The following is a 25,419-nucleotide window of genomic DNA, read 5'->3' as shown; positions in this document are numbered from 1 at the left end:
CGATACGCTGGGCACGTGACTGGCGGCGCAAACCTCGACACCGTGCTGGGCAAGGCGGTGACGATCCTGCGAGCTTTTCGGGCCGACGACCACATGTTGCCTCTGGCCGTCCTGGTCCAACGGACAGGACTGCACAAGGCGACGGTGCACCGCCTGGCCAACGAACTGGTCGCGAACCGACTACTCGACCGCATCGACGGCGGTTACCGACTCAGCGGCGGTCTCTTCGAACTCGGCATGCTCGCCTCTCTCGAACGTAGCCTCCTGGAGATGGCGATGCCGTTCCTCCAAGACTTGTACGAGCGGACCCACGAGACAGTCCACCTGGGGGTCCGTGACGGCCACGACGTCGTGTACGTCGCGAAGATCGGCGGACATCGACAAGCGAACTCCCCGTCTCGGACCGGTGGCCGGATACCGCTGTACTGCACTGCGATCGGAAAGGCACTCCTGGCGTTCTCCGACAGCGATTTTCGCCGCGAAGTGCTGTCGGAACCGATGACCAGGCGCACCCCGCACACAATTGTCGCGCCCGGCATTCTCAACACTCAACTGAACAGAGTTGTCGAGACCGGCATTGCGTTCGAGCGTGAGGAATCGGCCCCTGGTCTTGCGTGTGTCGCGGCTCCGGTATTCGGAACCAACGACAAACCGGTCGCCGCCATCAGTGTCACCGGCCCCACCAGCCGCTTCGTTCCCGAGAGCCAAGTGCCTTACGTTCGCGCGGCTGCCGAAGGGCTACACAGCACGATCGCTCGTCGCGAACGATTGCGGTGACCTCGCCGTCTCGAACTGGACGAGTCCGCTCAGGGCTTGCGGCAGCGGACCCTCGTGCAAGACGCCGAGACGTTGGGTGGCGCGGGTGAGGGCGACATAGAGCTCCGATGCGCCGCGTGGACCGTCGGCGATGATTCGTTCCGGTTCCACCACGAGTACGGCATCGAACTCCAGGCCCTTCGTTTCCGAAACCGGCACGGCGCCGGGCACATCCGCAGGTCCGATGACGATGCTCGTACCTTCGCGCCCATCCTCGTCCTGATTGAATTCGTCGATGGCGGAGGCCAGTTCGTCGGCCGAGATCTGTCTGGACCACGGCGCGATCCCGCAGGCGCGGACGGACTCGGGTGGTTGGACTCCCGGCGCGAACTCGGCGAGCAATGCGGCGGCGACGCTCATGATCTCGGCCGGCGTGCGGTAGTTCACCGACAGTGATCGGTAGATCCAGCGACCGGGGACATACGGCTCCATCATCGTCGACCACGAGCGGGCACCGGCCGGTGAACGTCGTTGCGCGAGATCGCCTACCACGGTGAAAGACCGGTCAGGACAACGGCGCATCAGGACCCGCCAATCCATCTCGGACAGTTCTTGTGCCTCGTCGACGACGATATGCCGGTACGTCCAGTCACGGTCTGCAGCAGCGCGTTCGGCGAGTTCCCGGGTATCACGTTCGACGAAGCGGTCAGCCAGGTCCTCGGCGTACAGCATGTCCTGGGCGAGAAGGTGATCCTCGTCGTCCATCAGGTCCTCGCGGCTGATCATCATGTCCAATACGCCCGCTGCATACGCAGCCTCGTCGCGGCGTTCACGTTCGGCACTCTGGTCGACGGGCTTGTCCCGGCCGAGCATGTCCGCCAATTCGTCGAGCAACGGAACGTCCGAGACGGTCCAGCCGTCACCGTCCTGGCGAAGCAGCTTCTCGTCCGCGCCTGCCGCACGTAGTCGTGCCGGAGAAGTAAACAGCTGTGTCAGTAGCTCTTTCGGAGTCAGGATCGGCCAGAGGGTGTCGAGCGCCGCGCCAAACGCGCTGTTTTCCACCAGCTCTGCGGTCAGGTCTGCTCGCACTTGCTCCCAGGCTTCACGGTCACTGCGTGTCAACCACCCCTTGCCGATCCGCGCTATCGCCCGTTCGGTCAGCGCCCAGGTGAGGATTTCGGTGAACACAGTGCGAGCGTCGTTGTGGGGGAGTCCGCTCGTACGGGCTTCTTCTCGGGCCCACTCCGCGGTTTCGGCGTCGATTCGCACGGTGACGTCCGCCAATTCGATCAACAGCGGGTTCTCGGGTAATCGCTGATGATCGGCAATCGCTGCGCCGAGAACGTCGAGGATCTTCAGCGAACCTTTGAGTTCGGCGGCGGCCGGGGTGTCCTCGGCGGTGACGCGCAGGCCGGGAACGAGATCACCGGTGGTCATGAACACCACGTCGGACTCTCCCAGCGAGGGCAGTACGCGGCCGATGTGGTTCAAGAACGCCGGGTTCGGCCCGACCACGAGAACGCCGTGACGTTCCATCCGCTCTCGCTGCGTGTAGAGCAGGTAGGCGACGCGGTGCAAGGCGACGACGGTCTTCCCGGTACCCGGGCCACCCTCGATCACCAACACCCCTGGGTGCTCGAGCCGGACGATGTCGTCCTGCTCGGCCTGGATCGTCGCCACGATGTCCCGCATTCCTTCACCGCGGGGTGCGTTGACTGCCGCGAGCAGGGCGGAGTCGCTGTGCGCGTCGTGTTCTACGCCGTCGGGGCGTCCGAGTACCTCGTCGGTGAAATCGACCACGCGTCGACTACGGGTGTGGAACTGACGGCGTCGACGCATGTTTTCCGGGTTGGCAGCGGTGGCAACGTAGAACGCGCGAGACGCCGGCGCCCGCCAATCGAGCAGCACCGGTTCATAGTCGTTGTCCGCATCGAGAAGGCCGATTCGGCCGATGTACGAAGTCTCACCCGACAGCGAGTCCAACCGGCCGAAGCACAGTCCGTTGTCGGCTACGTCCAGCCTTTTCACCTCTTTGGCAAGTGCGCGCACCTCGGCGTCGCGTTCCATGAGTGCCTCGCCGTTTCCGCGCAGAGCGGTGTTGTACCTGCCTTTGACTCGGGCGCGCTCCGCATCGAGGCGTGCGTAGAGCCCCTCCACATAGTTCCGCTCGGATCGCAGTTCTTCTTCGTGTCCCTGGGTTGGCACGTGCCCTCACTTCCGCTGGCTGTTCCGATCCCGTAGTCGGTCGTGCGGGATCGGAAGAGCCATTCTGCGGCACTACCCGGGTCTTGCCGCAAGGCCCCCGGTGAGATATACATTGATAGTGGAAGGGAGTGTTGATCCTCCCTCACAGTTCCTATAACAGATCCCCCAGACTGACGTACGGCTCCCAGCCTGGTCGATGTTTGGACCCTGAACGCCGCGGGTACAAATGTACTGGCCGGTGTTCGAAAATCGGTTGCCCTCATGAACTTACGTGGATCGAGGGATTGTGAAGGCGATACTGGCAACGGCCGCAAGCATCCTTCTGGTGGTTGCCTTGGCCGTCGCCATCTTGCTGTTGCTTTCCGGATCCCCGCGCGAACGCACCTCTCACGAGCTTGCCGATACGGAGCACACGATCGGTGGGCAGCCGACCACCTGCACCGAGTTGTTCGGCGAAACATGCAGCTTTGCTTTGCAGTCGGACTACAACCAGTGGGGACAAAATCTCGAGAGCTTCGTCAATGCCGGGACTCTCGGTCCCTTTGCCCGCAGCATCGGCTTCGTGGCGGAGGCAAAGCTGAGCTTGCAGGCATGCGAGGTCAGCGCAACCGCTGGTCGGACGATCCTCGATTTCTACACTCTCGCCGGGATCGACCACCCCGCGGCCACGACCACAGACCTCTTCCCGTTCTGGAACGAGTCCCGCCAATTCCTGTGCCCGGTCGACCGTTTCTGAGAACGGTTGATCGCTACTCGAGGCCGGACTGAACAAAAGCGTCGCGCACGTAACGCTGAACGAAATTCGCACTGGTGCAACAACGTCGCAGTTCGACCACAGGAGTCATGCCCGCACCTCGTCCCAGCACTGAATGTTTATGCGAATTTCGACGGGGTAGGGCCTTCTGTGTGGGAGTCCTGCCTGCGCGGGAACCCCGAGCGAGAATCCGAACGAATTGGAGGGTCAACGTGCCAGACGACAAGAGCGGCCCCAGCGAGGGCATCAAAGGCGTTGTAGAGGACGTCAAGGGTAAGGCGAAGGAAGCCGTTGGTGCGGTCTCCGGAAACGACAGTTTGACCCGAGAGGGCCGTGCTCAGCAGGACAAAGCCGAAAGCCAACGAGAAGTCGCGAAGAAAGAGGCAGAAGCCGAGAAGGCTCGCGCAGAAGCGGCCGCGGACGAAGCGCGACAGAAGTCCGAGCAATAGCCCTGACGCACTCGTCGCCCTCGGCCTGGGATTGATCCCAGCCCGGGGGTGAGTCGTGGCTCCGCATTCAGTTTGAAATCTCTACTTACTTAGGGCGTACCAGAATTCGTGCGCCCAGCATGACGATCAAGAGGAGCTGTTCGATGCCTTCATCTCAGTCCGTCCCAGGTGCACCGGCCCCGAAAGCGCCGGACCTGAAAGAGCCGGTCAAGCCTCGACAGCCATTGCCGCCCAAGGACGACCAGCGGCAGCCGGAGGTGCGTACCGTCGCGGGTGCCGAGGAGAAGGTGAAGGGAAACGGTCGCGGCCAGCGGGGGGAGTACCTCACCACTGCAACCGGTACACGGCTTTACGAGACCGACCACTCACTCACCGCAGGCGAGCGGGGCCCGACTCTTCTCCAGGATCACCATCTGCGTGAGAAGATCACACATTTCGATCACGAGCGAATTCCGGAACGCGTCGTCCACGCCCGCGGTGCGGCCGCGCACGGCACGTTCCTGGCCAATGGTGCAGCCGAAAACATCTGTAAAGCCTCGTTGTTCGCTTCCGGTGCCAGAACCCCGGTATTCGTACGCTTCTCCACAGTTCTGGGTTCACGCGGTTCGGCGGATACCGTCCGAGACACACGCGGCTTCGCCACCAAGTTCTACACCGACGAAGGTGTCTTCGATCTGGTGGGCAACAACATCCCGGTGTTCTTCATTCAGGACGGAATCAAGTTCCCGGACATCATCCATGCCGCTAAACCTCACCCGGACCGGGAGATTCCGCAGGCGCAGAGTGCTCACGACACCTTCTGGGATTTCGTGTCGCTGCACACCGAAGCCACGGCGCACACATTGTGGAACATGTCCGATCGAGGCATCCCGCGCTCCTATCGCATGATGGAGGGCTTCGGCATTCACACGTTCAGGCTCGTGAATGCCGACGGCGAGACGAATCTGGTGAAATTTCACTGGAAGCCGGCCGCTGGAGTGCATTCACTCGTGTGGGAGGAAGCGCAGATCGCCGGCGGTGTGGATCCGGATTTCCATCGCCGCGATCTTGCCGACGCCATCGAGGCGGGCGCATATCCGTCCTGGGATCTGGGCGTGCAGGTGTTCCCTGATACCGCAGACGAAATGTTCGAAGGCATAGATCTTTTGGATCCCACCAAGATCGTGCCCGAAGAACTCGCACCGGTTCAGGTCATCGGAACGATGACACTCGATGCCAATCCGACGAACTTTTTCGCCGAGACCGAGCAGGTTGCATTCCATCCGGGTCACTTGGTCCCGGGCGTCGACATCACCAACGATCGTCTCCTGCAGGCGCGTTTGTTCTCGTACCTCGACACCCAGATCACGCGACTCGGTGGCCCCAACTTCGACCAGATTCCGATCAACCGTCCTCACTCGCCCGTCAACGACATGCTCCGCGACGGCTTCCATCAGGACGGTGTGCATACCGGAGTCGCGCCGTACCATCCCAATTCGTTGGACGGCGGGTGCCCGTTCCTGGCCTCGGCGGACAGCGCGGCCTACATCGAGGTGCCCGAGGAAGTTTCAGGGCGAAAGGTGAGGCAGGCGCCGGCATCGTTCGACGATCACTTCTCGCAAGCTCGACTCTTCTATCGCAGTCTCTCCCCTGTCGAGCAGGAGCACGTCGCGCAGGCGTATACCTTCGAACTGGGTAAGTGCTACGAGGAGAACATCAAGATCCGGAATCTGGGAATCTTGGCGAACATCGACGCGGGTCTCGTGTCGATCGTCGCAGGGGGGCTTGGACTTCCGGTTCCCGAACCGACGGAGCCGTTGAGTGATCCGGAGCTCAGCCCTGCGCTGTCCCAGGTCGGTGAGGAATGGCCGGTAGACGGAAGGATCATCGCACTACTGGTCGACGAGAACTCCGACCTCGAAACGGTTGTCGCCGTTCGAGACAAGATCTTCGACGCCGGTATGGTGCCGCTGATCCTCGGCCCGCACGGCGGAACCATCGGGGACGGTGACGACGCGGTGACGGTGCAGCGAACGTACCTCACAGCTCGTTCGATCGAATTCGACGCAATCCTGCTGAGCGGCGACGTTTCTCGGATCGGCGAGGGCAAGTTGGATCCACGGGTGGAGACTCTGCTGAACGAAATGTATCGCCACAGCAAGGCAATTGGTGGTTGGGGTGAGAGCATGAGTGCGCTGGCCGCCGCCGGTATCGACGAGTCTGCATTGGGAGTCGTGGTCGATGCGGACGCGGAAGGGGCCCTGGCCTCGCTGGCTCAGCTTCTGAAGACGCACCGCGTGTGGGGGCGTTTCGAGGTGCCGCCCACATCCTGAGTGTCGGCGTACGTTCGAACTTGCGGTGTGGCCGAACTGCCAATTCGGCCACACCGCAAGTTCGGCCACACCGCCGGAGTGAAGACGAGTGAAGGGACGAAACAGTGGCTCGCAAGGACTCACAACCTCAGCTCAAGGATCAAGAACTCTACGAAGAGCTACGCGAGAAGGGCGATTCCAAGGAGAAGGCGGCCCGAATCTCCAATGCGGCCGCCAATCGAGGGCGGTCGAATGTCGCCAAGTCCGGCGGGCAATCCTCGCCGTACGAGGAGTGGACGGTCGACGAGCTGAACGAACGCGCCAAGGAACTCGATCTGCACGGCTACTCGAAACTGAACAAGGGTGAGCTGATCGAGAAACTCCGAAATCACTGAGCTCCATTCTGCTCGAGTCGTATTCTGCTTGTGCAGAATACGACTCGAGCGTTCGGCTCAGTGCCCTTCTTGATCGAAGAGTTCCTGACCTTCCAGTCGCTTGACCCGACGGTGTTCCATCAAGATGGCCAGTGTCCCGACGATGAAGGACACCACGCACACGATGCCTGCAATGACTGCCCAACCGCGAAATCCGTAACCTGCTGCCACCAAGGTCAATCCGAGTGTTGCCAGGCCCAAACCGATCAGCAGGTATCCGGGATAGTTGCGGCCGTCGCTGATTGCCTCCCCGACGTGCGATCGATTGGTGTGTTCGTCATCTACCGGTGAACTCCCGCTCGCGTTGGTCACGGCACACTCCCTCCTGAGCTCATGAAGACTTGCGATTCTTCGCTCGTCGTCTGTTCACAGGGCAACTACCCGATCGACGAGTGGATGAAACGGATGGAGTAGTGCCGAAAGACGGAGAACGTCGTACGCTCGAAGTATCGGATGTGCAGGAAACCGGTGCGAGGAAGGCCTATGAATGCGAAGCCGAATCCCGACCTATTCTCCGTAGGTACACCGACTCTCGGTGTGGAGGAGGAGTTTCTGCTCTGTGATCCCCAGACTGGGCATCCCAGCCCCCGCAATTCCGAGGTTGCTGCCGCGGGGCGAGAACTCGGTATCTCGCTGCAACTCGAACTCACGCGTTGTCAGGTGGAGACGGCCACTTCGATCGGCAGTCACATTCGTGATCTTCGTGATCAACTCTGTGAGTCCCGTGCCCTCACCGCCGATGCCGCTGCCCGCGTGGGCTGCCAACTCATCGCAGTCGGGACGCCTTTCTACGATCCACCGGTCGACGAGATCACACAGAAGTCGCGATACCAACGAATGGCCGGTCAATTCGGTGCGATCACCGAAGGTGTGATGTGTGGTTGCCATATCCACGTGGGTGTCGAAGATCGAGAACGATCGGTCCAGATCATCAATCATCTGCGTCCGTGGTTACCTACCTTGTTGGCATTGACGGCGAACTCGCCGATCAGTGCCGGACGCGATACCGGTTATGCGAGTTGGCGTTACGTTCTGTTCGGCAGGTGGCCCAGTTCGGGTCCGCCGCCCTTCTTCGAGTCCGTGGGGCACTACGAAGATGCTGTTGCAGCGATGCTGGAGACTGGGGTCATTCTCGATCCGCACATGGTCTATTGGGACGTGCGCATGTCGGATCACCTTCCCACCGTGGAGATTCGGATCAGCGACGTTCCCGCCACCGTGGAGGAGACGATGACTCTGGCCACACTGGTGCAGGCACTCGTCGGCACCGCATCCGCTGCGATCACCAAAGGTGAGGTTGCGCCTGCCGTCGATCAGGAGCTACTCCGCGCGGCTTGCTGGCGGGCGGCGCGTGACGGACTCGACGGGAGGTCGCTCGACGTCGAATCGGTACGCTTGCTGACTGCACACCAGGCGGTTCGGCGACTGGTCGATCATGTCGAACCTGCTCTGACCGCATTCGGAGAATTCGAGCAGGTCACGGCGTCCTTGGACAAGGTCTTCAGTAACGGAAACGGAGCGATCGTGCAGCGCCGGCAACTCGCACGCCGGTCACGGGTGGCCGATGTGATCGACGAGTGCGCCCGACGCACTTTCGAAGGGTGCAGTTCGCAAGAGGTCAGTGAGCTGTAGGCCGCCGGGACCTGCAGATAACGGGGCCTACTGGAAACGGGGAGGCGTTGACTTCCAATTTCGTGCCGAGTTCACTGGAAATGAGGACTTGTCGACTCCCCGTGCAGAAGTCATCCCGTCTGTAGGTCGCGTCGCGAGTTGCATGATGGCGAAGGGTTAGTCATGAAAAACGAATCTGGCGAGCGGGCGTCCGAGGAACCTCAGTCTGCGCGTGGAGCCGTAGGCTCGCGAGGCACGGGCTCGAATGAACCCGGAGGCGGTCCGGTAGATCGCCCTTCCGGTTCGTTCGACGACGAGGAGACGATCTCGGGGGTGGAAGGAACTGAGACGACTCCTGCCGAGCCCACCGCGTCTGAACCGGCTGTGCCGCCCTACGACGGACGTCAGGAGTCCGCAAAGAAGTCGGCCTTCAAGGAGGCCGAGAGTTCTGGTGGGCCGAACACCGGAGGGGCCGGCGAACCGGTCACCGATTCCGAGTTCAAGGCACCACCGGCGGAAGAGACTGCCGGTGGTCGAACTGCATCCCCCGCGGACGAGCAACCTGCCGCGGAGACCACTGAATCGACTTCCAGCGAAAGTGGAGTGGGGCCGGCACATCAGACCGGCGTAGGGAGGAGCGAAGACAAGAGTGGCAACATATGACTGACGATCCACGTCCCGAAATTCAGTCGAACAAGGACCTCGACGCGCTGTGCCGTCGGCTGGCCACCGTGGTCGAAGAGCGTGGCCTGACAGTCGCCACAGCGGAATCGTTGACTGCCGGGAACATCGCTGCACATCTGGGGAAGGCACCGAACGCGGGATCGTGGTTTTGTGGCGGGATCGTCGCCTATACCCGAGCGGTCAAGCATTCCGTTCTTCATGTTCCTGACGGCCCGGTCGTCTGCGAGGACGCTGCACGGGTCATGGCACACAGCACTGCCACACTGTTCGGCGCGACATTGGCACTGGCTGTCACCGGCGAAGCCGGGCCGGATACCCAGGAGAACGTTCCACCGGGAACAGTGTGGTTCGGTGTCGTCGACCATGGGACCGCGGAAACAGAGAAACAGGTTTTCTCAGGTGACCCCGAAGCAGTCCTGGGAGCGACCGTCGAGCATGCGATCCAACTACTTCTGCGTCACGGATCCGGTCGTCACACACCGATTTCGAGAGTTGGAATCTAGTCGACTATTCAACGCTTCGAACGGTTCTTCTTGTGACGACCTGTTTGTTTCGCAGGTGCCTGCGCGGTAGGAACCAGATGACCGTCGGCCGTGTATTTTTCGACTACGAGGTTCTTGCTGACTCCTCGGTTGGCATCCACTGCGCAAGTGATTGCTTCCATGTCGGAGTTAAAAGGTTCCTCGGTCGAAGAGCCGTCGGGCATCGTGATCTTGTACCGATCCATACATCGACTATTGCGGGTTGATCCGTCTCCGACAACCCGAGTTCACGGAAAATGTAGATCTTGGAATCAGGTGGATCAGCGGGTCCAATACTCTTCCGGACGTTGACCCGGACGGAATCCGTAGTGCTCGAGCATCGCTGTCGCTTCCGGGAAGTTGGCTGCCAAAGCTTCGGGCACATGTGCATCGCTGCCGAATGTCACCGCTTTGCCTCCCTCTTCGCTCCACCATTGGGGTATCCAGGGCCACAGCCGACGGGTGTTCATCTCGAGGGCCCGGTCGCTGTTGGCTATGGCGCGCATGGCATTTCGGAATCCCTCTTCGAATCGGCGGGGATCGAACGGTCCCGCACTTTCGGTCGGCCATGCGCGCACCGCGTAGTCGATGTGGGTGAACACTTCGAAGACGCGGGAACCCGCGACCATGCGCGGAATCTCTTCGAGGTACGCCCACATGACCTCGTCGGCGTCCCAAATGCGGAACAGAGTGTTCGGTTCACTTCGATCTTCGCCGACTTCGAGCGTGTGCAAGGAACCCAATACTCGGTCGATGACACCGAGATCAAGGAGTTGCGTCGCCTGCGCTTCGTGCAGGTGCGGTTGCCCGAACTCGACTCCGGTGAGAATCTGCAATTCAGGAAAACGGTGTCGACATCGTTCGATGCTGTCGAGATAGCCGTCGAGGTCGAGGATCGGTACGCGGACGTAGCCGTCGGTGCTCAGCAGATGAATTTGATGGGGCATCAGATCTGCGGCGGTTGTGCGCCAACGAGCATCGAAGTCGAGATGTTCGGTGAACACCAACGCGGACAATCCGATTGCTTCGGCACGCGCGCAAGTCTGTTGCATTCGCCCGGAAGCGTCGGACTGTGGTCCGCCGGTGTCCCACGACCACTCACTGTGAACATGGCTGTCCGCAGGTAGGTGCATGTTCAGTGCGTACCACAGCCGGGAGTTCTGGTGTGATTACGGTTCGGACCGGCGCACGAAGTCGCTCTGTGCGTGGGTGCCCCAAATTTCAGAGGACTGAGTCTCGGGCTCGCTGTCCAGCTTTCGAACGTCGTGAATGAATTCCACGCCGTTCAGTTCGTCAGACGGAACCGACAGAAGCTTGCACGTCGTGCTCACGAAGAATCGTTGTACATCTTCCAACTCGAGGCGCCCACCGGGCCGGTACCAGTGCGCGACCCCGGTGCACATCTCGAGTATCGCGAGTCGACTCAAGGCCAGATCTTCGATGTCGAAGGCTCCCACGCGTTGGCCGCGTTCGAGGATCTGTCCGAAAAGAAGCTCGTACTCGTCGCGCAGCGTCTGCAACTCGATTCTGTTGTCGCCGGTCAACCCGCGCATCTCGTACTCGGCGACGCGGGCAGTCAGTTGGTTGACGGCGGTAATGCCGACGTGTGAGGACACCAAGCCGGCGAGCTGGACTACGGGATCGGCGCTGCGACGCATTGCCCGCTCTCCCGACTGCGTCAGCTCGTCGAGGCACGACCGAATGATCGAAGCCAACAGTGATTCTTTGCTGCCGACGTAGTGATAGAGCGTTGCCGAGTTGATGCCGGCTTCTGCTCCGAGTTCACGAATGCCGGTGGCGGCGAACCCTTTCGTCGCGAACAGCGTGACTGCCGCCCGTTGAACGCGCCCCAGGTCCATGATCCTCATTTCGGTTGGTTGCCCAATCATGCTAGCATCGCCGCCGAAATCGACTGACCGTCAATCAGTTGATTGATAGCTATTCATATACTGGCGAATTGCGTCTCGACTAATCAATCGATCGATTGAAAAAAGCTTGACTGTGCCCTGGGTCACTGCATAGTCTCCTTGTCGAGCCTCCCTCTCGGTGCGAGAGCTAACAGGGCACTCCATACAAGGAGCAATGACATGAACGACGCGAATCCTCCATCTCCCGCAACTGTCGACAGGCCTGCCCTGCGGCGTGTGGCGGGATCGGTTCTGGTCGGCACCACGATCGAGTGGTACGACTTTCAGATCTACGGCGCATCCGCCGCGCTGGTCTTTGCGCCACTGTTCTTTTCGGGTGCAGATCCCGCGCTCGCGACGATTCTCTCGTTCGCCACCTTCGCGGTCGGCTTCCTGGCGCGGCCGCTCGGGGGCGTTGTGATGGGCCACTTCGGTGACCGCATCGGACGCAAGAAGGTCCTGGTTCTTGCACTTCTCTTGATGGGAGCCGCGACGTTCCTGGTCGGCGTCCTTCCGACCTCCGCCCAGATCGGCGTGTGGGCCCCGATTCTTCTCGTATTGCTGAGACTGATTCAAGGCTTCGGTGTCGGCGGTGAGTGGGGCGGTGCAGTTCTGACTGCTGTGGAATACGCACCCAAGAATCGCCGCGGCTTCTACGGCAGCATGCCGCAGGTCGGTGTGCCGGCCGGCCTTCTGCTGGCGACGGCCGTTATGTTCGGCACCAAGGCGCTCACCGGAGACCAATTCCTGGTGTGGGGGTGGAGAATTCCCTTCCTGCTGAGTATCGCGTTGGTTGCCGTGGGACTTTACATTCGCACCGCGTTGGAAGAGACACCCGCGTTCGCTCGCGTGAAGCAGCAGAACACCGCGGTCAAGATTCCGATGGTCGACGCGTTCAAGAACTATCCTCGCCAAATCATTCTTGCCGCAGGTTCGATGATCAGCACGGGCGCTTACTTCTACATCCTCAACACCTACAGCCTGACATACGCCGATCAGTTCGATCTGCTGTCCGGAAACCTCATGCTCGGCGCCGTCATGGTGTCCGCGCTCGTTGCAGTCATCTTCATTCCGATCTTCGGCCAACTGTCCGAGAAATTCGGCCGACGCCGGATCCTGATGGTCGGCATCACCGGCATGGGAGTGTGGGTCTTCGTTGCATTCGCCGCGATAGATACCGGCAACTTCTGGATCACCACCGGCGCATTGGCAGTCGGCGCATTCATGCTCAGCATTTCGTACGGGCCGCAGGCGACGTTCATCGCCGAATTGTTCGACGCACGGGTGCGGTACAGCGCAGCGTCCATCGCTTTTCAGATCGGGGTGCTCTTGGGTGGTGCAATCGCGCCGATGGTTGCCGCCATGTTGGTTCGCGCAACCGGAGGATCGTTTGCGGTCGCTGTGTATATCGCTGCCCTGTCGGTTATTTCGCTGATCAGCGTCTACTTCGTCCGTGACACCGATCTCGACGAAGGAAGTCGCGACATGTACATCGATGACAACGGGGCGTATCTGCCGCCGGTCGATCAACGCTCAACGGTTGTCAACTAATAGAGGAAACTTCAATGATCACAAAGAGTTTCGAGGAGATCTCTGTCGGAGACATTGCGGTAACGGACCCGCGAGTCGTCACCGAAGACTATGTGCGAAGTTTCGCCGACCTCACCTGGGACCGCCATCCTCTTCACCTCGACCCCGACTACGCGCAGCAGACGCGCTTCGGTCGACAGATCGCCCACGGTGCTCTCATGTTGTCCACCTTGCTCGGCCTGGTGGAGTTGGATCCCCGGTATCTGCAGTGCTTCTATGGGCTCGACCAGGTCAGATTCCACAGGCCGACCTACCTCGGCGACTCGGTGCATGCGGTGTCGGAAGTGCTGTCGGTGCGCCCGCGCTCGGACGGTGAGACCGCGATCGTGACGTCGAAAGGTTCACTCGTCAACCAAGACGGAGACCTTGTCTTCTCCGGCGAATTCTCTTTCCTGGTGGGCGAGACCTATTCCCTCGACCTCGAAGTGGGTGCTCGGTGAGTTCTCGGCCGCATATGCCATGGTGGCAGGATCTCGAAGCAGAACACTTCGAATGGACTGTGCCAGAGCAATTCAACATCGCGCACGCATGTGTCGATGTGCAGAATCCAGATGATCTAGCCTTGGTCGTAGACACCGCTGGACACTGGACTCGGTACACATTCGGTGAAGTTGCCACGAGAAGCCGAAAGTTCGCAACCGTGCTCGCGGACCTCGGCCTTGTCTCAGGGGACCGCGTCGGTGTGATGGTCCCACAGGGGATCGAGGTTCTCGCGACACATCTGGGCGCCTTCCGATCCGGAATGGTCACCGTTCCGCTTTCGGTCAAGTTCGGCGCGGATGCGCTAGTACATCGAATGCGTGACTCCGGTGCAAAGGTTCTTGTGATCGACAAGGACTGTTACGAACGAGTCGTCGACGGAATCAGCGACATCCCTGGCCTCGAAGCCGTAATCGTTGTCGGAGATTTCGATCAGCAGTTTCATTCGACGCCCGTTCAACTCCTCGATTTCCACAGCCTCGTCGACAATGCCGCAGAAAGCGCGGAATTGGCGGCCACCGGTCCCGATTCACACGCCATCATCATCTACACCTCGGGAACGACCGGTAATCCGAAAGGTGCGCTCCACGGGCACCGAATCCTCCTGGCGCACATGCCCGGTGTGCGGACGGCGTTCGACAATGCTCCCCAGCGGGGAGACGTCTTCTGGACGCCGGCAGACTGGGCCTGGATCGGTGGTCTGTTCGACGTACTGTTCCCCGCACTTGCGTTGGGGTGTCCCGTGGTCGCGACGCCCGACAAATTCACGCCGGCGCGTGCGGTCGAGATACTGAGCCGTCACAAGGTTACGGGCGCCTTCATTCCGCCCACCGCGCTCAAGCAGATGCGAAGTATCGGCATCGACAAGACTGCTGCGCGTGGTATTCAGTTGCGGGCATTGGGAACTGGTGGCGAGGCGCTCGGTGACGCCCTGCAAGCCTGGGTGGCGAGCACGTTCGGCGTAGATGTCAACGAGTTCTACGGGCAGACAGAAATGAATCTGACCATCGGGACTTCACGTTCGAGGTGGAACCCCGCCAGCGGTTCGATGGGTCGGGCCTTTCCCGGCTTCGAGATCACCCTGCGGGATCCGTTCGGCGAGCCGGTCGAGGTGGGACAGGTAGGTGAAATCTGTGTGAAGGCAGGCAATCCCGGACAGTTCCTCGGCTATTGGAACCAACCGTCGAAGACCGATGAAAAGGTGTACGACGGTTGGATTCACACTGGCGATCTGGGTCGGACCGATGACGCCGGGAACTTCTGGTACCAGGGACGCGCAGATGACGTCATTTCGTCCGCCGGGTACCGAATCGGTCCCGGAGAGATCGAGGAGTGCCTGCTCTCGCACGACGAGGTAGCCATGGCCGGTGTCATCGGTGTGCCGGATCCGTTGCGAGGGGAAGCTGTTCATGCTTTTGTCGTTCTGTCCGAAGGAACGGAGTCTTCGGAAGAGCTTCGCCAAGAGTTGCAGACCCACGTGAAAAGTCGCCTTGCTTTCTATCAGTATCCCAGGCAGATCACGTTCATCGACAGCTTGCCGCTCACCACCACCGGCAAGATACTGCGACGGGAACTCCGAACATTGGCCACGCACGCCAACGGTCTCGGCTAGCAGACGCCTACATGTTGGGTAGGACCACGACGAAGAACCAACCGCTCAGGGCAAGACCGATGACGCCGGTGAAGAGGCCGACTATTGCATCCCAGGGCAGCTGGCGGGCATTCGAGAGCAGATGCCCGCCAGACTTCTTCGGGTGACGTCGGAGCGCGAAGATTCCTGTTGTAATCGCGCCCGCCCCCAGCAGGATGCCGAAACCGAAAGCCCAGAACAGGAGTACCGACAGCGCGCCGAGCATCTCCGACCGCTCACTCCAGCGTGCGATGCGCTGTGTTTCGGTGGGCGGAGGCCACTTGTGTGAAGGCGACAGAGCTGCTCCGAAACGGCGGGTGTGACGACGAATTGACTGGTCGCTGAGAAACATTGTCCACCACGCCTGGAGTTGAGTCGATGTGCCGCTGGTATCTACTCGTCTACCCCGTCTTCGCGGATATATGCCGCTGAATTCGGGGCTAGGTGGTCGTCGCTTCTTCCCAGGAATTTCCGTTCCACACAATGGCGACGGGGTACTCGTTGTTCACGCCGTCTTCCCAATAGTCGATGATGCCGTGTCGCTCTGATTCGAGTTCGATCCAGCCGATGCTGAATCCCCCGCGGAGGATGCGTTGGGCTCGTCGGTCGATCTCGTCCAGCGAACTGCACAGCCCTCGAACTCGGGGCTCGATCCAGTCCGCGGAGGGATCGAGGATGGTGATCTCCAAGATGCTCGCGTCGCTCAGCGGAATCTCGATCAGAAGCTCGCCGGAATCCCGCACCTCTCGGGTCGACCGATTCTCATAGGCGTGCAACAGCTCTCGCGGTTCGAACAACGAAGGTTTGCCACCGAACCGTCGAGACCAAGCGAAGCGCTGCACGGAGATATTGTCACCCACGAATTGCAATAATGTCATTCGATCTGAACGAGTCATTCGATGTGAACAAGCCCCTCGAGAGCGTCCAGTACCCGGTCGAGCCCGAACTCCCACGCCGCCTCGGGGCTGTACGGGGTGTTCTTCGCTTCTCCCGCCGCGCCGCCGACGCGCTGAGCCAACGGGAAGTCGTCGCCGAGGTAAGCGGCCAGGCGTTGGTTCCAGGAGGACCACACCTCGGCCATGTCGGCTGCGCGAGGGTCGGGGCGCCGTGCTTGCGCCGAGGATCGGGCGAAGTCGGCGACAAATGTCAGGGCGGAGTCCCGGTCGATGTCGGTCAGTCCCGTGCGGTCGAACGCGTGAAGTTCGTGGTCGTACTTCGCGATAGTTCCCGGACCCAACGCGGAGCGCTGATCGGTGATGTCGAGGAGCCACCAATGCTCCGCATAGAGGGCAAGTTCTTCCTCTGCGACCCGACGAACGCGTTGGCGCCACGTCAGGTTTCCGTACGGCAGACGTGGGCTGTTCGCGTGTACGGCGTCGACCATGAGCACCAGCAGATCGTCGCGGGATCCGACGTGGGTGTAGAGCGCCATTCCCGAGATGCCGAGGTCGGTGGCCAGGCGACGCACGGTCACGGCGTCGAGGCCGTCGGTGTTCGCGACGGAGATGGCGACGTCGACCGCCTGTGAGGTGGTGACCTTCGCGCGCGGGCCACGGGCGCCACCCTTCGGTGCCAGGGGGTGATCGCGCCAGAGTAGGTCGATCAGTTCGCGTGCCATCAGTCGTCTCCAGAAATCGGGAATACCTCAACGGTGGTATACCTTATACGGTACATACTGTATGCACTGCACAAGGTTTATGATCATGGAGGCCACGATGAAAATCACCAGCACTGCTCTGTCCTTGAACGTCACCGACACGGACGCCTCGGCCCACTTCGCGAAAACTCATTTCGGTTTCACCGAGGCCATGGCCGACGACGGCTTCGTTTCCCTGAATCATCCGGATGCCGGGGTCAACGTGGTCTTCCTGCGCACCGGGCTCGGGACGTTCAAGCCCGACTTCGTCGCAGGTTCGGCCGGCCAGGGCATGCTCATCGCATTCGTGGTCGATGACGTCGACGCCGAGTTCACGCGCATCGCCGCCGAAGGCGCTTCCGTCGTCACCGAGCCGGAGACCGAACCGTGGGGCGAGCGCTACTGCCAGTTCGTCGATCCCAACGGCATCGTGTGGCAACTCGTTCAGTGGATGTGAGGAACCCGAGTGCTCGGCTCGGCGGCGCGCGGCACCGAACGTAACCAGAGGGCGCGTTCGACGGACTGGGCTTGGAAGCGCTGCGGTGAGATTCCGTGCGCAGTGCGAAACGCTCGGCTGAACGCGGGCAGGTGCGCGTAACCCAGGTTCCTCGACACCGTGCCGGGTGCAATCCCGAGTTGCAGTTGGGTGCGTGCCTGGGTCATCCGAGAAAGGGATCGCCATTGCGGATACGTGGTGCCGGTCTCGGTCCGGAACTCCCGGCGCAGCCTGGCCGCGTCGGTGCCGAACTCCTGGGCCCACTCCTCCAGAGTGCGAGGGTCGGCCGGCCGGGCTGCGATTGTCGCTGCCAGTCGCGTGGCAATCGAATCGGCATTGCCCTCGTTTGAAACCGATTGTGCGAGTGGCCCGGTGGCGATGATGTCGAACACCGCGGTGCTGTCGTGGCCCCGCGGGCGCAAGGGTGTGTAGGCGGCGACGAAAGTGTGCAGCAATGCCAACTCGTCATCGGGGGAGAATTGGACGGTCTCGAGAGCGTCGGCAGATACGGTCGACCCGTTCGAGGCACGGAAGCCGAGCGGGAGCAGCAGTGATCCGGACGGAACTGTGACTGTATTGCGAACGCCTGCAGGCAGAATCATGGCCTCGCCGGTGCGCAGTTCCCAGCTGCGGTGGGCGACATCCACCCGGGCTCGCCCTCGGTAGACCCACACTGCAACGTGGGCTCCGTTGACGCGCGGCCACGTCGCGTTGGCCGGTATCGGTGGCGCGGTCTCGCCGGGTCGTCTGGACTCTGCGAGCATCCGGACCAAGGCCTGGTCATCGTCGGTTCGCGTACTGCGATCGGACGGACCGGAGAGGGTCCGTCGGCGATAGTCGCTCGGGCTCTCTCCCATCTGGGCTCGGAAGGCGCGAGTGAATCCGCTGCCCGTTTCGAACCCGACTTCGTTTGCTATCCAACTGATCTCGCGGTCTTGCTTCAGGTACTCCAACGAGGCGGCGATCCGCGCTCGAAGTCGCCAGCGGGTGAAGGTGAGGCCGGTCTCCTCCACGAAGTACCGCTGGAGCGTTCGAGTGCTGATCCCGGCGCGCTTCGCGAATTGTCCTTCGGTGTCGTCGGTGCCAGGTGTTCGCAAGAGGGCGTGCGCGATTTCGAACGCTTCCCGTGAGTGCGGCAATCGCGGCAGCGACGTGGACCCGTCGTCTGCCCGGGCGATCATCTCGAAGAGAGACGCCGGTTTTGCCGCGTCCCCGCGTAGATAGCCCAGATTGTGAACGAACTCGTGGATCAGTCGGTCTTCCCAGCCGGGCGGAACGCGCAGCCGTGTCACGGTGGCCGGTCCGTCGGTGACGCCGTCCGAGGGTGGGAGCAGGATGGGAAACGCGACGGAATCCGAGTCCGTCTCCATTGCGTATCGTGCGCCCGCGGGGATCCACAGCAACTCCCCTGCCGGCACCTCGTAGACGGTCGATCCGGTTCTGACGCGTCCGCTGCCTGCAAGAACCCAGAACAGAAGGGGTGAGCGACCCGTGCTGGGCTCGGTGCGGCCGGCACGGATCGGGCCCACGTAGATCTGGTCCGACCTTCCCGATAGTGGTAACACGTTGGCGCTCCTGGACAACCCTTGCTACTTAAGTATGGCTAACTTTACCTCCGGTCCGTCTGCGTTCGCAGCGGCGCACCCTCGTACCTTCAGAAAGCCACATACTCATGCGCAGATCTCTACGTCCGACGGCGGCAGTACTCGCCGCGGTCGTCGCCCTCGCTCTTGCCGGCTGCTCCAATTCGTCCGGTAGTGACACCGGAAACGAGGGCAACCAGACAACCTCCGGGTCCACCGAGGGATGGCCACGCACCGTCGAGCACGGCGGCCGCAGTACCGAGATCACCGCAAAGCCGACTCGGATCGTCTCCACCTCGCCGTCGTTGACCGGCACACTGCTTGCGATCGGTGCTCCGGTGGTCGCGAGTGCGGCGACAACGCCGTCGGGAATGACCGACAGCCAGGGGTTCTTCTCCCAGTGGTCGGGCGTGGCAGCCGATCGTGGCGTCGAGGTGCTCTACCGAAATCTCGAGCTGGACCTCGACGCAATCGAGACCTTCGAGCCCGATCTGATCATCGGGTCCGCCAACGGCGGCGACTCGACGCTCGACGCCTACGCGCAGCTGAGCGACATCGCACCCACCGTACTTCTCGACTACGGCGCCAGTTCCTGGGAGGAGCTCGCAGATCAGCTCGGGACCGTGACCGGACTCGAGAGCGAGGCCGCCGAGACCGTCGACGAATACGACAGCTGGGTCACCACCCAAGCCGCGAAGATCACGCTTCCCGAGCAGCCGGTGACGGCACTGGTCTACATGGGTGCCGACGGTGTCTGGACGTTCCGAGCCGACAGCCCGCAGGGCAATCTGCTGGCCTCGCTCGGCTTCACCTATGCCGAGCCTGCCGAGCAGTTCGTCGCGCCGGACAAGCGGGGAGCCTCCGGCGTCGCGATCGTCAGCTCCGAGAACATGTCTGCCGCACTCGACGGTTCGCAGACGCTGTTCGCCGTCTCGATGGGACCCAAGGACGTGGAGAAGCAACTTGCCGCCGATCCGCTTCTAGCCAATCAACCTGCGGTCAAGGGTGATCGGGTCTACGCCATGGGTACGGCGGCTTTCCGTCTCGACTACTTCAGTGCAAAGCAGACAGTCGAGTCGCTGGTGTCCACGTTCGGTGGATGACCGCGTGGGTATTTCTGCACCGTCCCGGACCGCACCGCCCCGGACCGAAGCGCCGCTGAGGTCCGGGACGGCCGCGCGTGCGGGGTTGTTGGTCGTCGTCTCCATCGTCGTGATCGTGCTGGCATCCGTCGGAGGACTCGTCCTCGGCTCACGCAACATTCCCGTCTCCACGGTGCTCGACGCAGTTCTTTCCTACGACGCCGGTAACAACGAGCACTTGATCGTGATCGAATCACGTTTGCCTCGAACAATTCTCGGGCTGGTGGTCGGGTCCGCACTCGGACTGGCCGGTGCGCTGATGCAGTCGATCACCCGCAACCCTCTGGCCGATCCGGGGCTACTCGGTGTGAACGCCGGAGCGTCAGCGGCAGTCGTGATTGCGATTGCTTATCTGGGGGTGACTTCGGTCGGCGGTTATCTGTGGTTCGCGCTGGCCGGCGCGGCCGTAGCCTCGGTGGGGGTGTACATGTTGGGGTCTGCGCATCGCAGCGCCGCGACCCCAGCGCGCATGGCGCTTGCCGGTGCCGCTGTGGCAACGGCGATCACGGCGCTCACCAGCATGGTTCTCATCAGCAACGAGGCCGCATTCAATCAGTTCCGATTCTGGGCAGTGGGTTCGTTGCAGGGGCGCGGCGGAGACGTGATCGTCACCGTCCTTCCCTTCGTCATCGTCGGTATCGGGTTGTCGTTGTTGCTGATTCGTCCACTCAATGCGATCGCGCTCGGTGAGGACGTCGCGAAAGGTCTTGGCGCCCGCACCGGACCCGCTGGGGTCGGGTCCGCTGTCGCAGTCATCCTGCTGGCAGGGGCCGCCACCGCGGCGGCCGGACCGCTCGGATTCGTGGGGCTGGCCGCGCCGCACATCGTGCGGGGCGTCGTCGGACCGGATCTGCGGTTGCTACTGCCGTGTGTGCTCGTCGTCGCTCCGGCATTTCTGCTCTTGGCCGACGTTCTCGGTCGCGTTGCCACCGCGCCGGGAGATCTGCAGACGGGGATCGCGGTGGCAGTGCTCGGTGGTCCGCTATTTGTTGCGCTCGTTCGCTCGCGGCGAGTGGCGTCACTGTGAACATGATTGCCGCGCAGCCGGTCCCACCGCTGTTTCGAGGCTGGGTGGTTCGAATCGGCTCGTGGTCGTGGCGAATAGTTCCGCGAGTGCTGTTCGTAGCCATGACAATCAGTGCGGCACTTCTAGCCCTTTCCTTGGTCACGCTGATGTACGGAACCTTGGATCTGTCCTTGGGTGACGTGTGGCGCGCACTGCAGGGCGAAGGCACGCCAGCGGCGGTTCGGTCTGTCCAGAACCGCCGGCTGCCGCGGCTGATCACGGCGATCGGAGTGGGCGGAAGCCTTGGTGTGGCCGGCGCGGTTTTCCAGACGCTTTCGCGCAATGTACTCGGCTCGCCGGACATCATCGGTTTCACCACCGGCGCTGCGACTGCGGCGGTGGTTCAAATCGTGTTCTTCGGCGGCGGGGCCCTGCAGACCGCGAGTGCCGCTGTCCTCGGCGGCATGCTGACCGCATTGCTCGTGTACGCACTCGCTCGCAAAGACGGAGTCAGCGGCGGTCTTCGACTTGTCCTGGTCGGCATCGGCGTGGGCGCGATGCTGAGTGCCGTGATGTCGTTCCTGGTGGTGCGCGCGGATATCGACGACGCCACCGTGGTGCAGCAGTGGACGGCAGGTTCACTGACCGGGCGCGGTTGGCCACACGCGGTCAGCGTTGCGATCGCCGTCGGTGTTCTCGTTCCTGCTCTCGTCGTGGTGTCCAGGCGCGTCACCATGATGGAGATGGGCGACGACGCAGCGTCCTCACTCGGAATTTCCGTGGAGCGATACCGATTTGCCGGCATCCTGCTTGCGGTCGCGCTCACCGGAGCAGCGACAGCAGCTACCGGCCCCATCGCTTTCGTTGCGCTCGCAGCTCCCCAGATCGCACGACGATTGGCAAGGCGCAGCGGTGTTCTTGTCGCGACCTCCTTCCTGCTCGGCGCAGTTCTGCTGGCGGGTGCCGACCTGATCGCGCAAGCGGTCGAGGTCGGTCTCCGCACTCCGGTCGGTCTTGTCACCAGTCTGCTCGGTGGTGCCTATCTGATCTGGCTGCTGGCCCGTCAGGCCTGAAAACTTTGCTACGAAAGAGATCAATGACTACAGCTACGCCAGTGCCGCGGCTCCACGCCGAGAAGATCGAACTCCGTTACGCCGATCGAACCATCGTGGACGAGTTGACTCTCGAAATCCCCGACGGCGGGTTCACCGTGGTCGTCGGACCGAACGGGTGCGGCAAGTCGACATTGTTGCGTGCGCTCGGCAGAATGCTCACACCTCGATCGGGTCGGGTTGTGCTCGACGGTAACGATATTCGGTCCTACCGAACCAAGGACGTCGCTCGCCGAATCGCTCTGTTGCCGCAGTCCCCGCTTTCGCCCGGCGCGATCAGTGTCGCAGACCTGGTCTCCCGCGGCCGTTATCCGTATCAGAGCATGCTGCGCCAATGGTCGCCCGAAGACGAGCGCGTCGTCTCCGACGCGCTGGCTGAGGTCGGAATGCGATATGCAGCAGATCAATTGGTGGACGAATTGAGTGGTGGACAACGTCAGCGGGTGTGGATAGCCATGACCCTCGCGCAGCGTACTCCGGTGCTGTTGCTCGACGAACCGACCACTTTTCTCGACATCGCCCACCAGATCGAAGTTCTCGACCTGTGTTCCCAACTTCATCAGGCCGGTCGAACATTGGTGGCAGTCCTCCACGACCTGAACCTCGCGGCCAGATATGCCACGCACGTAGTCGCGATGCGGTCCGGGAAAATAGTCATGCAGGGCAGTGCCTCGGAGGTTTTCACCCCCGAGTTGCTGCGCGAAGTGTTCGACCTCGAGGCTCTTGTCCTCGAAGATCCGGAAACCGGACGGCCACTTGTTGTTCCGCGTGACCGCAGACCTGTCAGTCAGCTACCCGTCCAGAACTGAAACCACGATCAGGAGAAAACGATGACAACCTCACCTCGCCCCGAAGAAGCCCGAAACGAAGAAACTTCGTCCTCTGCGTCGGTGAAAGCGCCACGCGGCGAAGACCACGACCGTGGCCTCAACGACGTGGTCGCTGTCGTGGAACGCGTCGAACGGCCGACCGAGAGCATCTCGCGCATCACCGTCCACTTGACTTCGTCGGCGGAAGACCCGAATTGGTTGCGTCCCAACGTCGCATTCCGCATCCAGCTCGGTCCGAAGTTCGGCGACGTCTCTCGCGTCTACACAGTGCGCACCTTCGACGCGTCGAGCGGTTCGATGACCTTCGACGTAGTGCTGCACGGCCACACCAGTCCGATGATGAAGTGGGCAGCCGACCTTCGTGTGGGTGACTCGTTCTCGCTCACCGGTCCCCGCCCGCACTTCCTCGTTCCCGAGGTCGCTGGTCGCCGCGTCGCGCTGTTCGCCGACGACACCGCGATACCTGCCCTCTATTCGATCCTGCTCCAGTGGCCGGAAGGACTGACCGGCGTCGGTTGGGTAGCCACCGGTGATGCAGGGGCTTTCGCGGAACTGCCCGTGATTCCCGGCCTGGAGTTGCACCACGTGGAAGGGCGTCTCGCCGAGCACGCTCTCGAACTCGAGAACCCAGGAGACTACGCAGTGTGGGGAGCCGGGGAGCGCGATGAGATGCGTTCCATCCGAGCGCATTTCCGTAAGACCGTCGGCCTGGCGAAGGACGATGTAGTTGTCTTCGGGTACTGGAAGCGCGGAGTGAGCACCACCGAGATCGATCAGAACCGACTTCGGAATTACACGAGCATCCTCGAAAATGGCGGCACACTTGCGGATATCGACGATCTGGCAATCGGGATCTGACGCGACTGCTGGATTCTTCAACCCGCGGCGTGTTCTTCCGGCACCAGGGAATTGCCCGGTGCGATGTTCGAGCAGTTGTTCGGCGAAGGATTCCCGTTGAAACGGTCGTTGAGCCAGGTGATGGCGCCGGGGAGCCAAAGCGCGCCACCCGGAACGTGACTGATGGTGTCGTACTGGTCGTACTGGATGGACAAACCTGAGTCGCAATAGCGAGTGGCGAGCGAGCGGACGTCCCCGGCGACCATGACTCCGTCGCCAGGGCCGACGCCCGGTCCACCTGGCTGGGTGCCCTCGAGGGCTCCGTTTGCGGCTTGAGCGATGAACATCGGGATGGTGGGTATCGGCGCGTTGCCCATGTTGATCTTGTTGGCGACGTCGACGTACTCGGGCACCGAGTTGGGGTTCGCATACTGTGGTTTGGCTAGGTCCTGCCAGGTCACTCCCGGGTACTGCAGGATGACGTTACCGATCGAGGCATCCTCGATGCGAGGTAGGAGTTCGCGTCCCCGATCGCCGAGATACGGATCGAAATCTATGTCGTAGGCACGGGCAAGTCCGACGACTGCCATCCCGACAACGCCTGCCCAACCGATGCTTCCGTTTGCGTACCGGAGGTTGTTTGCCGGGTTGACCAACAGTCCACCCTGGGCGGCGCCGATCAGGTCCTCGTTGATGTCCGGGGCGTAGTCCGGGGCGAGGATGGACGCCCAGTTGGTGGCGATTGCTCCGCCCGAGTATCCCATCAGGCCGATCTGGGCTGAGTCGGCAATACCTGTCTCGGGAGTATTCCGGGCGGCGCGAAGAGAGTCGAGAGTCATCATTCCGTATTCGGGTCCCGCAGCGAAGTCTGCGTTCGGCCCTTCGGTGTCGGGAATGACGACGGTGTAGCCCAGCGCCAGTAGGGGAGCGAACATGACCGCTTCGCCGGAAGCGAGAGTCCCGCCGAAGGCGACATTGCGTCCGCTGGTGGTCAGGCCGCCGATCAGGGTGTCCCCGGCGACAGCTCGTGACGGACCGTCTTCCGGGTTCAGTGAATCGTAAGCCGACTGGAACGAGACAACTTTGTCCGGCTGGGCATTGGGTGGTCGGAGAATCGATGTGACATTCGCAGACGGTCGGCCGAGGGCGTCGGTCGACCGGTACAACACCTGCACGGCCAGCAATGGGGCAGGAATGTTGACGACGTGGTAGGGCAAGGTTCTCGTTTTGAGAACGGCCCCAGGCGGATACGTCGACAGCGGTGCAGAACCGTCGTACTGGTAGAAAGAATCCGCCGACGGTTGCGCGGCGACAGTAGGTGCTGTGATGCCTGTGAGTGCAATGGCAGTCAGCGCCACCACTCCACGAAAGAGAATCCTTGATGTCACGATCGACCCTTCGATGTCGTATTTCCCTCGACGCTTGACGAACTGGTGTGATGACGAACACACGCTATCTTACTTTT

27 protein-coding genes are annotated in these 25,419 nt (G+C 61.8%); 17 read left to right on the top strand and 10 right to left on the bottom strand.

Translation table 11 applies throughout. The features are described from left to right. Positions 1–15 precede the first annotated feature (15 nt). Positions 16–777 (top strand): IclR family transcriptional regulator, encoded by a 762-nt coding sequence (locus G8767_RS09370; protein ID WP_095971733.1) that lies wholly within the window; start codon positions 16–18, stop codon positions 775–777. On the opposite strand, the gene helR is transcribed toward G8767_RS09370, so the two are convergent. Further along, positions 739–2,961, bottom strand: coding sequence for an RNA polymerase recycling motor ATPase HelR (gene helR / locus G8767_RS09365; RefSeq protein WP_346842970.1), 2,223 nt, complete (start codon positions 2,959–2,961; stop codon positions 739–741). The genes G8767_RS09370 and helR overlap by 39 nt on opposite strands. A gap of 271 nt (positions 2,962–3,232) precedes the next feature. Between helR and G8767_RS09360 the strand changes: the two genes are divergently transcribed. The 4 genes from G8767_RS09360 to G8767_RS09345 all read left to right on the top strand — a co-directional run bounded on the left by G8767_RS09360 (position 3,233) and on the right by G8767_RS09345 (position 6,850). After that, a complete protein-coding gene (locus G8767_RS09360) occupies positions 3,233–3,697 on the top strand; it encodes a hypothetical protein (RefSeq protein WP_346842969.1) in 465 nt (154 codons plus the stop codon). A 230-nt stretch (positions 3,698–3,927) separates the two neighbouring features. After that, positions 3,928–4,164, top strand: coding sequence for a CsbD family protein (locus tag G8767_RS09355; RefSeq protein ID WP_003943084.1), 237 nt, complete (start codon positions 3,928–3,930; stop codon positions 4,162–4,164). Positions 4,165–4,307: 143 nt separating this feature from the next. Next, entirely contained in the window at positions 4,308–6,476 is a 2,169-nt protein-coding gene (locus tag G8767_RS09350) for a catalase (RefSeq protein ID WP_166809956.1), read from the top strand. 104 nt (positions 6,477–6,580) lie between these two features. Next, on the top strand, positions 6,581–6,850 hold the full coding sequence (locus G8767_RS09345) for a Rho termination factor N-terminal domain-containing protein (RefSeq protein ID WP_166809955.1): 270 nt from the start codon (positions 6,581–6,583) through the stop codon (positions 6,848–6,850). 57 nt (positions 6,851–6,907) lie between these two features. Here G8767_RS09345 and G8767_RS09340 read toward each other — a convergent pair whose 3' ends face one another. Beyond that, on the bottom strand, positions 6,908–7,201 hold the full coding sequence (locus tag G8767_RS09340; protein ID WP_095971745.1) for a hypothetical protein: 294 nt from the start codon (positions 7,199–7,201) through the stop codon (positions 6,908–6,910). 171 nt (positions 7,202–7,372) lie between these two features. Between G8767_RS09340 and G8767_RS09335 the strand changes: the two genes are divergently transcribed. The 3 genes from G8767_RS09335 to G8767_RS09325 all read left to right on the top strand — a co-directional run bounded on the left by G8767_RS09335 (position 7,373) and on the right by G8767_RS09325 (position 9,687). Continuing rightward, positions 7,373–8,521, top strand: coding sequence for a glutamate--cysteine ligase (locus G8767_RS09335; RefSeq protein ID WP_166809954.1), 1,149 nt, complete (start codon positions 7,373–7,375; stop codon positions 8,519–8,521). A 162-nt stretch (positions 8,522–8,683) separates the two neighbouring features. Further along, positions 8,684–9,163, top strand: coding sequence for a hypothetical protein (locus G8767_RS09330; RefSeq protein WP_166809953.1), 480 nt, complete (start codon positions 8,684–8,686; stop codon positions 9,161–9,163). Beyond that, positions 9,160–9,687 carry a CinA family protein gene (locus tag G8767_RS09325; protein WP_166809952.1) on the top strand — a complete coding sequence of 176 codons (528 nt, stop codon included), beginning with the start codon at positions 9,160–9,162 and terminating at the stop codon, positions 9,685–9,687. Before G8767_RS09330 ends, G8767_RS09325 begins: the two co-directional genes overlap by 4 nt. 8 nt (positions 9,688–9,695) lie before the next feature. Here G8767_RS09325 and G8767_RS09320 read toward each other — a convergent pair whose 3' ends face one another. The 3 genes from G8767_RS09320 to G8767_RS09310 all read right to left on the bottom strand — a co-directional run bounded on the left by G8767_RS09320 (position 9,696) and on the right by G8767_RS09310 (position 11,573). Continuing rightward, positions 9,696–9,911, bottom strand: coding sequence for a hypothetical protein (locus G8767_RS09320; protein ID WP_095971749.1), 216 nt, complete (start codon positions 9,909–9,911; stop codon positions 9,696–9,698). Between the two features lie 75 nt (positions 9,912–9,986). Further along, on the bottom strand, positions 9,987–10,838 hold the full coding sequence (locus G8767_RS09315; protein ID WP_166809951.1) for a PHP domain-containing protein: 852 nt from the start codon (positions 10,836–10,838) through the stop codon (positions 9,987–9,989). A gap of 36 nt (positions 10,839–10,874) precedes the next feature. After that, positions 10,875–11,573 (bottom strand): TetR/AcrR family transcriptional regulator, encoded by a 699-nt coding sequence (locus tag G8767_RS09310; protein WP_240952064.1) that lies wholly within the window; start codon positions 11,571–11,573, stop codon positions 10,875–10,877. Between the two features lie 219 nt (positions 11,574–11,792). Between G8767_RS09310 and G8767_RS09305 the strand changes: the two genes are divergently transcribed. The 3 genes from G8767_RS09305 to G8767_RS09295 are packed head-to-tail and all read left to right on the top strand — an operon-like array spanning position 11,793 to position 15,294. Then, positions 11,793–13,163 carry an MFS transporter gene (locus G8767_RS09305; RefSeq protein ID WP_042448184.1) on the top strand — a complete coding sequence of 457 codons (1,371 nt, stop codon included), beginning with the start codon at positions 11,793–11,795 and terminating at the stop codon, positions 13,161–13,163. Between the two features lie 14 nt (positions 13,164–13,177). Then, a complete protein-coding gene (locus G8767_RS09300) occupies positions 13,178–13,642 on the top strand; it encodes a MaoC/PaaZ C-terminal domain-containing protein (RefSeq protein ID WP_166809949.1) in 465 nt (154 codons plus the stop codon). A 14-nt stretch (positions 13,643–13,656) separates the two neighbouring features. Further along, a complete protein-coding gene (locus tag G8767_RS09295) occupies positions 13,657–15,294 on the top strand; it encodes an AMP-binding protein (protein WP_166810084.1) in 1,638 nt (545 codons plus the stop codon). A gap of 7 nt (positions 15,295–15,301) precedes the next feature. Here the strand turns inward: G8767_RS09295 and G8767_RS09290 are convergent, their stop codons facing one another. From G8767_RS09290 to G8767_RS09280, 3 genes are all read right to left on the bottom strand, one after another. Further along, entirely contained in the window at positions 15,302–15,664 is a 363-nt protein-coding gene (locus G8767_RS09290; protein ID WP_234036585.1) for a hypothetical protein, read from the bottom strand. A gap of 88 nt (positions 15,665–15,752) precedes the next feature. Continuing rightward, positions 15,753–16,172, bottom strand: coding sequence for a hypothetical protein (locus G8767_RS09285; RefSeq protein ID WP_346842968.1), 420 nt, complete (start codon positions 16,170–16,172; stop codon positions 15,753–15,755). Positions 16,173–16,204: 32 nt separating this feature from the next. Then, a complete protein-coding gene (locus tag G8767_RS09280) occupies positions 16,205–16,930 on the bottom strand; it encodes a TetR/AcrR family transcriptional regulator C-terminal domain-containing protein (RefSeq protein ID WP_166809947.1) in 726 nt (241 codons plus the stop codon). A gap of 97 nt (positions 16,931–17,027) precedes the next feature. Between G8767_RS09280 and G8767_RS09275 the strand changes: the two genes are divergently transcribed. Continuing rightward, complete coding sequence (locus G8767_RS09275; RefSeq protein ID WP_166809946.1) at positions 17,028–17,405, top strand: VOC family protein; 378 nt, start codon at positions 17,028–17,030, stop codon at positions 17,403–17,405. On the opposite strand, the gene G8767_RS09270 is transcribed toward G8767_RS09275, so the two are convergent. Next, complete coding sequence (locus tag G8767_RS09270; protein ID WP_166809945.1) at positions 17,393–19,009, bottom strand: AraC family transcriptional regulator; 1,617 nt, start codon at positions 19,007–19,009, stop codon at positions 17,393–17,395. The two genes, G8767_RS09275 and G8767_RS09270, sit on opposite strands and share 13 nt — an antisense overlap. A gap of 107 nt (positions 19,010–19,116) precedes the next feature. Between G8767_RS09270 and fepB the strand changes: the two genes are divergently transcribed. The 5 genes from fepB to G8767_RS09245 are packed head-to-tail and all read left to right on the top strand — an operon-like array spanning position 19,117 to position 23,975. Then, positions 19,117–20,130 carry a Fe2+-enterobactin ABC transporter substrate-binding protein gene (gene fepB, locus G8767_RS09265; protein ID WP_166809944.1) on the top strand — a complete coding sequence of 338 codons (1,014 nt, stop codon included), beginning with the start codon at positions 19,117–19,119 and terminating at the stop codon, positions 20,128–20,130. A 4-nt stretch (positions 20,131–20,134) separates the two neighbouring features. After that, complete coding sequence (locus G8767_RS09260) at positions 20,135–21,196, top strand: iron chelate uptake ABC transporter family permease subunit (protein ID WP_260395409.1); 1,062 nt, start codon at positions 20,135–20,137, stop codon at positions 21,194–21,196. Between the two features lie 2 nt (positions 21,197–21,198). Then, positions 21,199–22,248, top strand: a complete 1,050-nt coding sequence (locus G8767_RS09255; RefSeq protein WP_206029168.1) for an iron chelate uptake ABC transporter family permease subunit — start codon at positions 21,199–21,201, stop codon at positions 22,246–22,248. 23 nt (positions 22,249–22,271) lie between these two features. Beyond that, positions 22,272–23,096: an ABC transporter ATP-binding protein gene (locus tag G8767_RS09250; RefSeq protein WP_124567199.1), complete on the top strand. Its 825-nt coding sequence runs from the start codon at positions 22,272–22,274 to the stop codon at positions 23,094–23,096. Between the two features lie 21 nt (positions 23,097–23,117). Next, the gene (locus G8767_RS09245) at positions 23,118–23,975 is read left to right on the top strand and encodes a siderophore-interacting protein (protein ID WP_124567198.1); all 858 of its coding nucleotides are present in this window, start codon (positions 23,118–23,120) and stop codon (positions 23,973–23,975) included. A 17-nt stretch (positions 23,976–23,992) separates the two neighbouring features. On the opposite strand, the gene G8767_RS09240 is transcribed toward G8767_RS09245, so the two are convergent. Further along, positions 23,993–25,342, bottom strand: a complete 1,350-nt coding sequence (locus tag G8767_RS09240) for a lipase family protein (RefSeq protein WP_124567197.1) — start codon at positions 25,340–25,342, stop codon at positions 23,993–23,995. Positions 25,343–25,419 lie beyond the last annotated feature (77 nt).

Source organism: Rhodococcus sp. IC4_135, from assembly GCF_011602025.1.
GTDB classification, from domain to species: domain Bacteria; phylum Actinomycetota; class Actinomycetes; order Mycobacteriales; family Mycobacteriaceae; genus Rhodococcus_F; species Rhodococcus_F baikonurensis.
The sequence above is the reverse complement of the archived record's forward strand: the minus strand, read 5'-3'. Positions and strand labels throughout refer to the sequence as shown.

What these genes read in the sequence shown, in the direction of transcription:
- G8767_RS09305 (WP_042448184.1), top strand. Translation starts at nt 11,793, where the DNA reads ATGAACGACGCGAATCCTCCATCTCCCGCAACTGTCGACAGGCCTGCC.
- G8767_RS09275 (WP_166809946.1), top strand. Translation starts at nt 17,028, where the DNA reads ATGAAAATCACCAGCACTGCTCTGTCCTTGAACGTCACCGACACGGAC.
- G8767_RS09250 (WP_124567199.1), top strand. Translation starts at nt 22,272, where the DNA reads ATGACTACAGCTACGCCAGTGCCGCGGCTCCACGCCGAGAAGATCGAA.
- fepB (WP_166809944.1), top strand. Translation starts at nt 19,117, where the DNA reads ATGCGCAGATCTCTACGTCCGACGGCGGCAGTACTCGCCGCGGTCGTC.
- G8767_RS09290 (WP_234036585.1), bottom strand. Translation starts at nt 15,664, where the DNA reads ATGTTTCTCAGCGACCAGTCAATTCGTCGTCACACCCGCCGTTTCGGA.
- G8767_RS09295 (WP_166810084.1), top strand. Translation starts at nt 13,657, where the DNA reads ATGCCATGGTGGCAGGATCTCGAAGCAGAACACTTCGAATGGACTGTG.
- G8767_RS09300 (WP_166809949.1), top strand. Translation starts at nt 13,178, where the DNA reads ATGATCACAAAGAGTTTCGAGGAGATCTCTGTCGGAGACATTGCGGTA.
- G8767_RS09350 (WP_166809956.1), top strand. Translation starts at nt 4,308, where the DNA reads ATGCCTTCATCTCAGTCCGTCCCAGGTGCACCGGCCCCGAAAGCGCCG.
- G8767_RS09320 (WP_095971749.1), bottom strand. Translation starts at nt 9,911, where the DNA reads ATGGATCGGTACAAGATCACGATGCCCGACGGCTCTTCGACCGAGGAA.
- G8767_RS09280 (WP_166809947.1), bottom strand. Translation starts at nt 16,930, where the DNA reads ATGGCACGCGAACTGATCGACCTACTCTGGCGCGATCACCCCCTGGCA.
- G8767_RS09325 (WP_166809952.1), top strand. Translation starts at nt 9,160, where the DNA reads ATGACTGACGATCCACGTCCCGAAATTCAGTCGAACAAGGACCTCGAC.
- G8767_RS09330 (WP_166809953.1), top strand. Translation starts at nt 8,684, where the DNA reads ATGAAAAACGAATCTGGCGAGCGGGCGTCCGAGGAACCTCAGTCTGCG.
- G8767_RS09335 (WP_166809954.1), top strand. Translation starts at nt 7,373, where the DNA reads ATGAATGCGAAGCCGAATCCCGACCTATTCTCCGTAGGTACACCGACT.
- G8767_RS09315 (WP_166809951.1), bottom strand. Translation starts at nt 10,838, where the DNA reads ATGCACCTACCTGCGGACAGCCATGTTCACAGTGAGTGGTCGTGGGAC.
- G8767_RS09245 (WP_124567198.1), top strand. Translation starts at nt 23,118, where the DNA reads ATGACAACCTCACCTCGCCCCGAAGAAGCCCGAAACGAAGAAACTTCG.
- G8767_RS09310 (WP_240952064.1), bottom strand. Translation starts at nt 11,573, where the DNA reads ATGAGGATCATGGACCTGGGGCGCGTTCAACGGGCGGCAGTCACGCTG.
- G8767_RS09255 (WP_206029168.1), top strand. Translation starts at nt 21,199, where the DNA reads ATGATTGCCGCGCAGCCGGTCCCACCGCTGTTTCGAGGCTGGGTGGTT.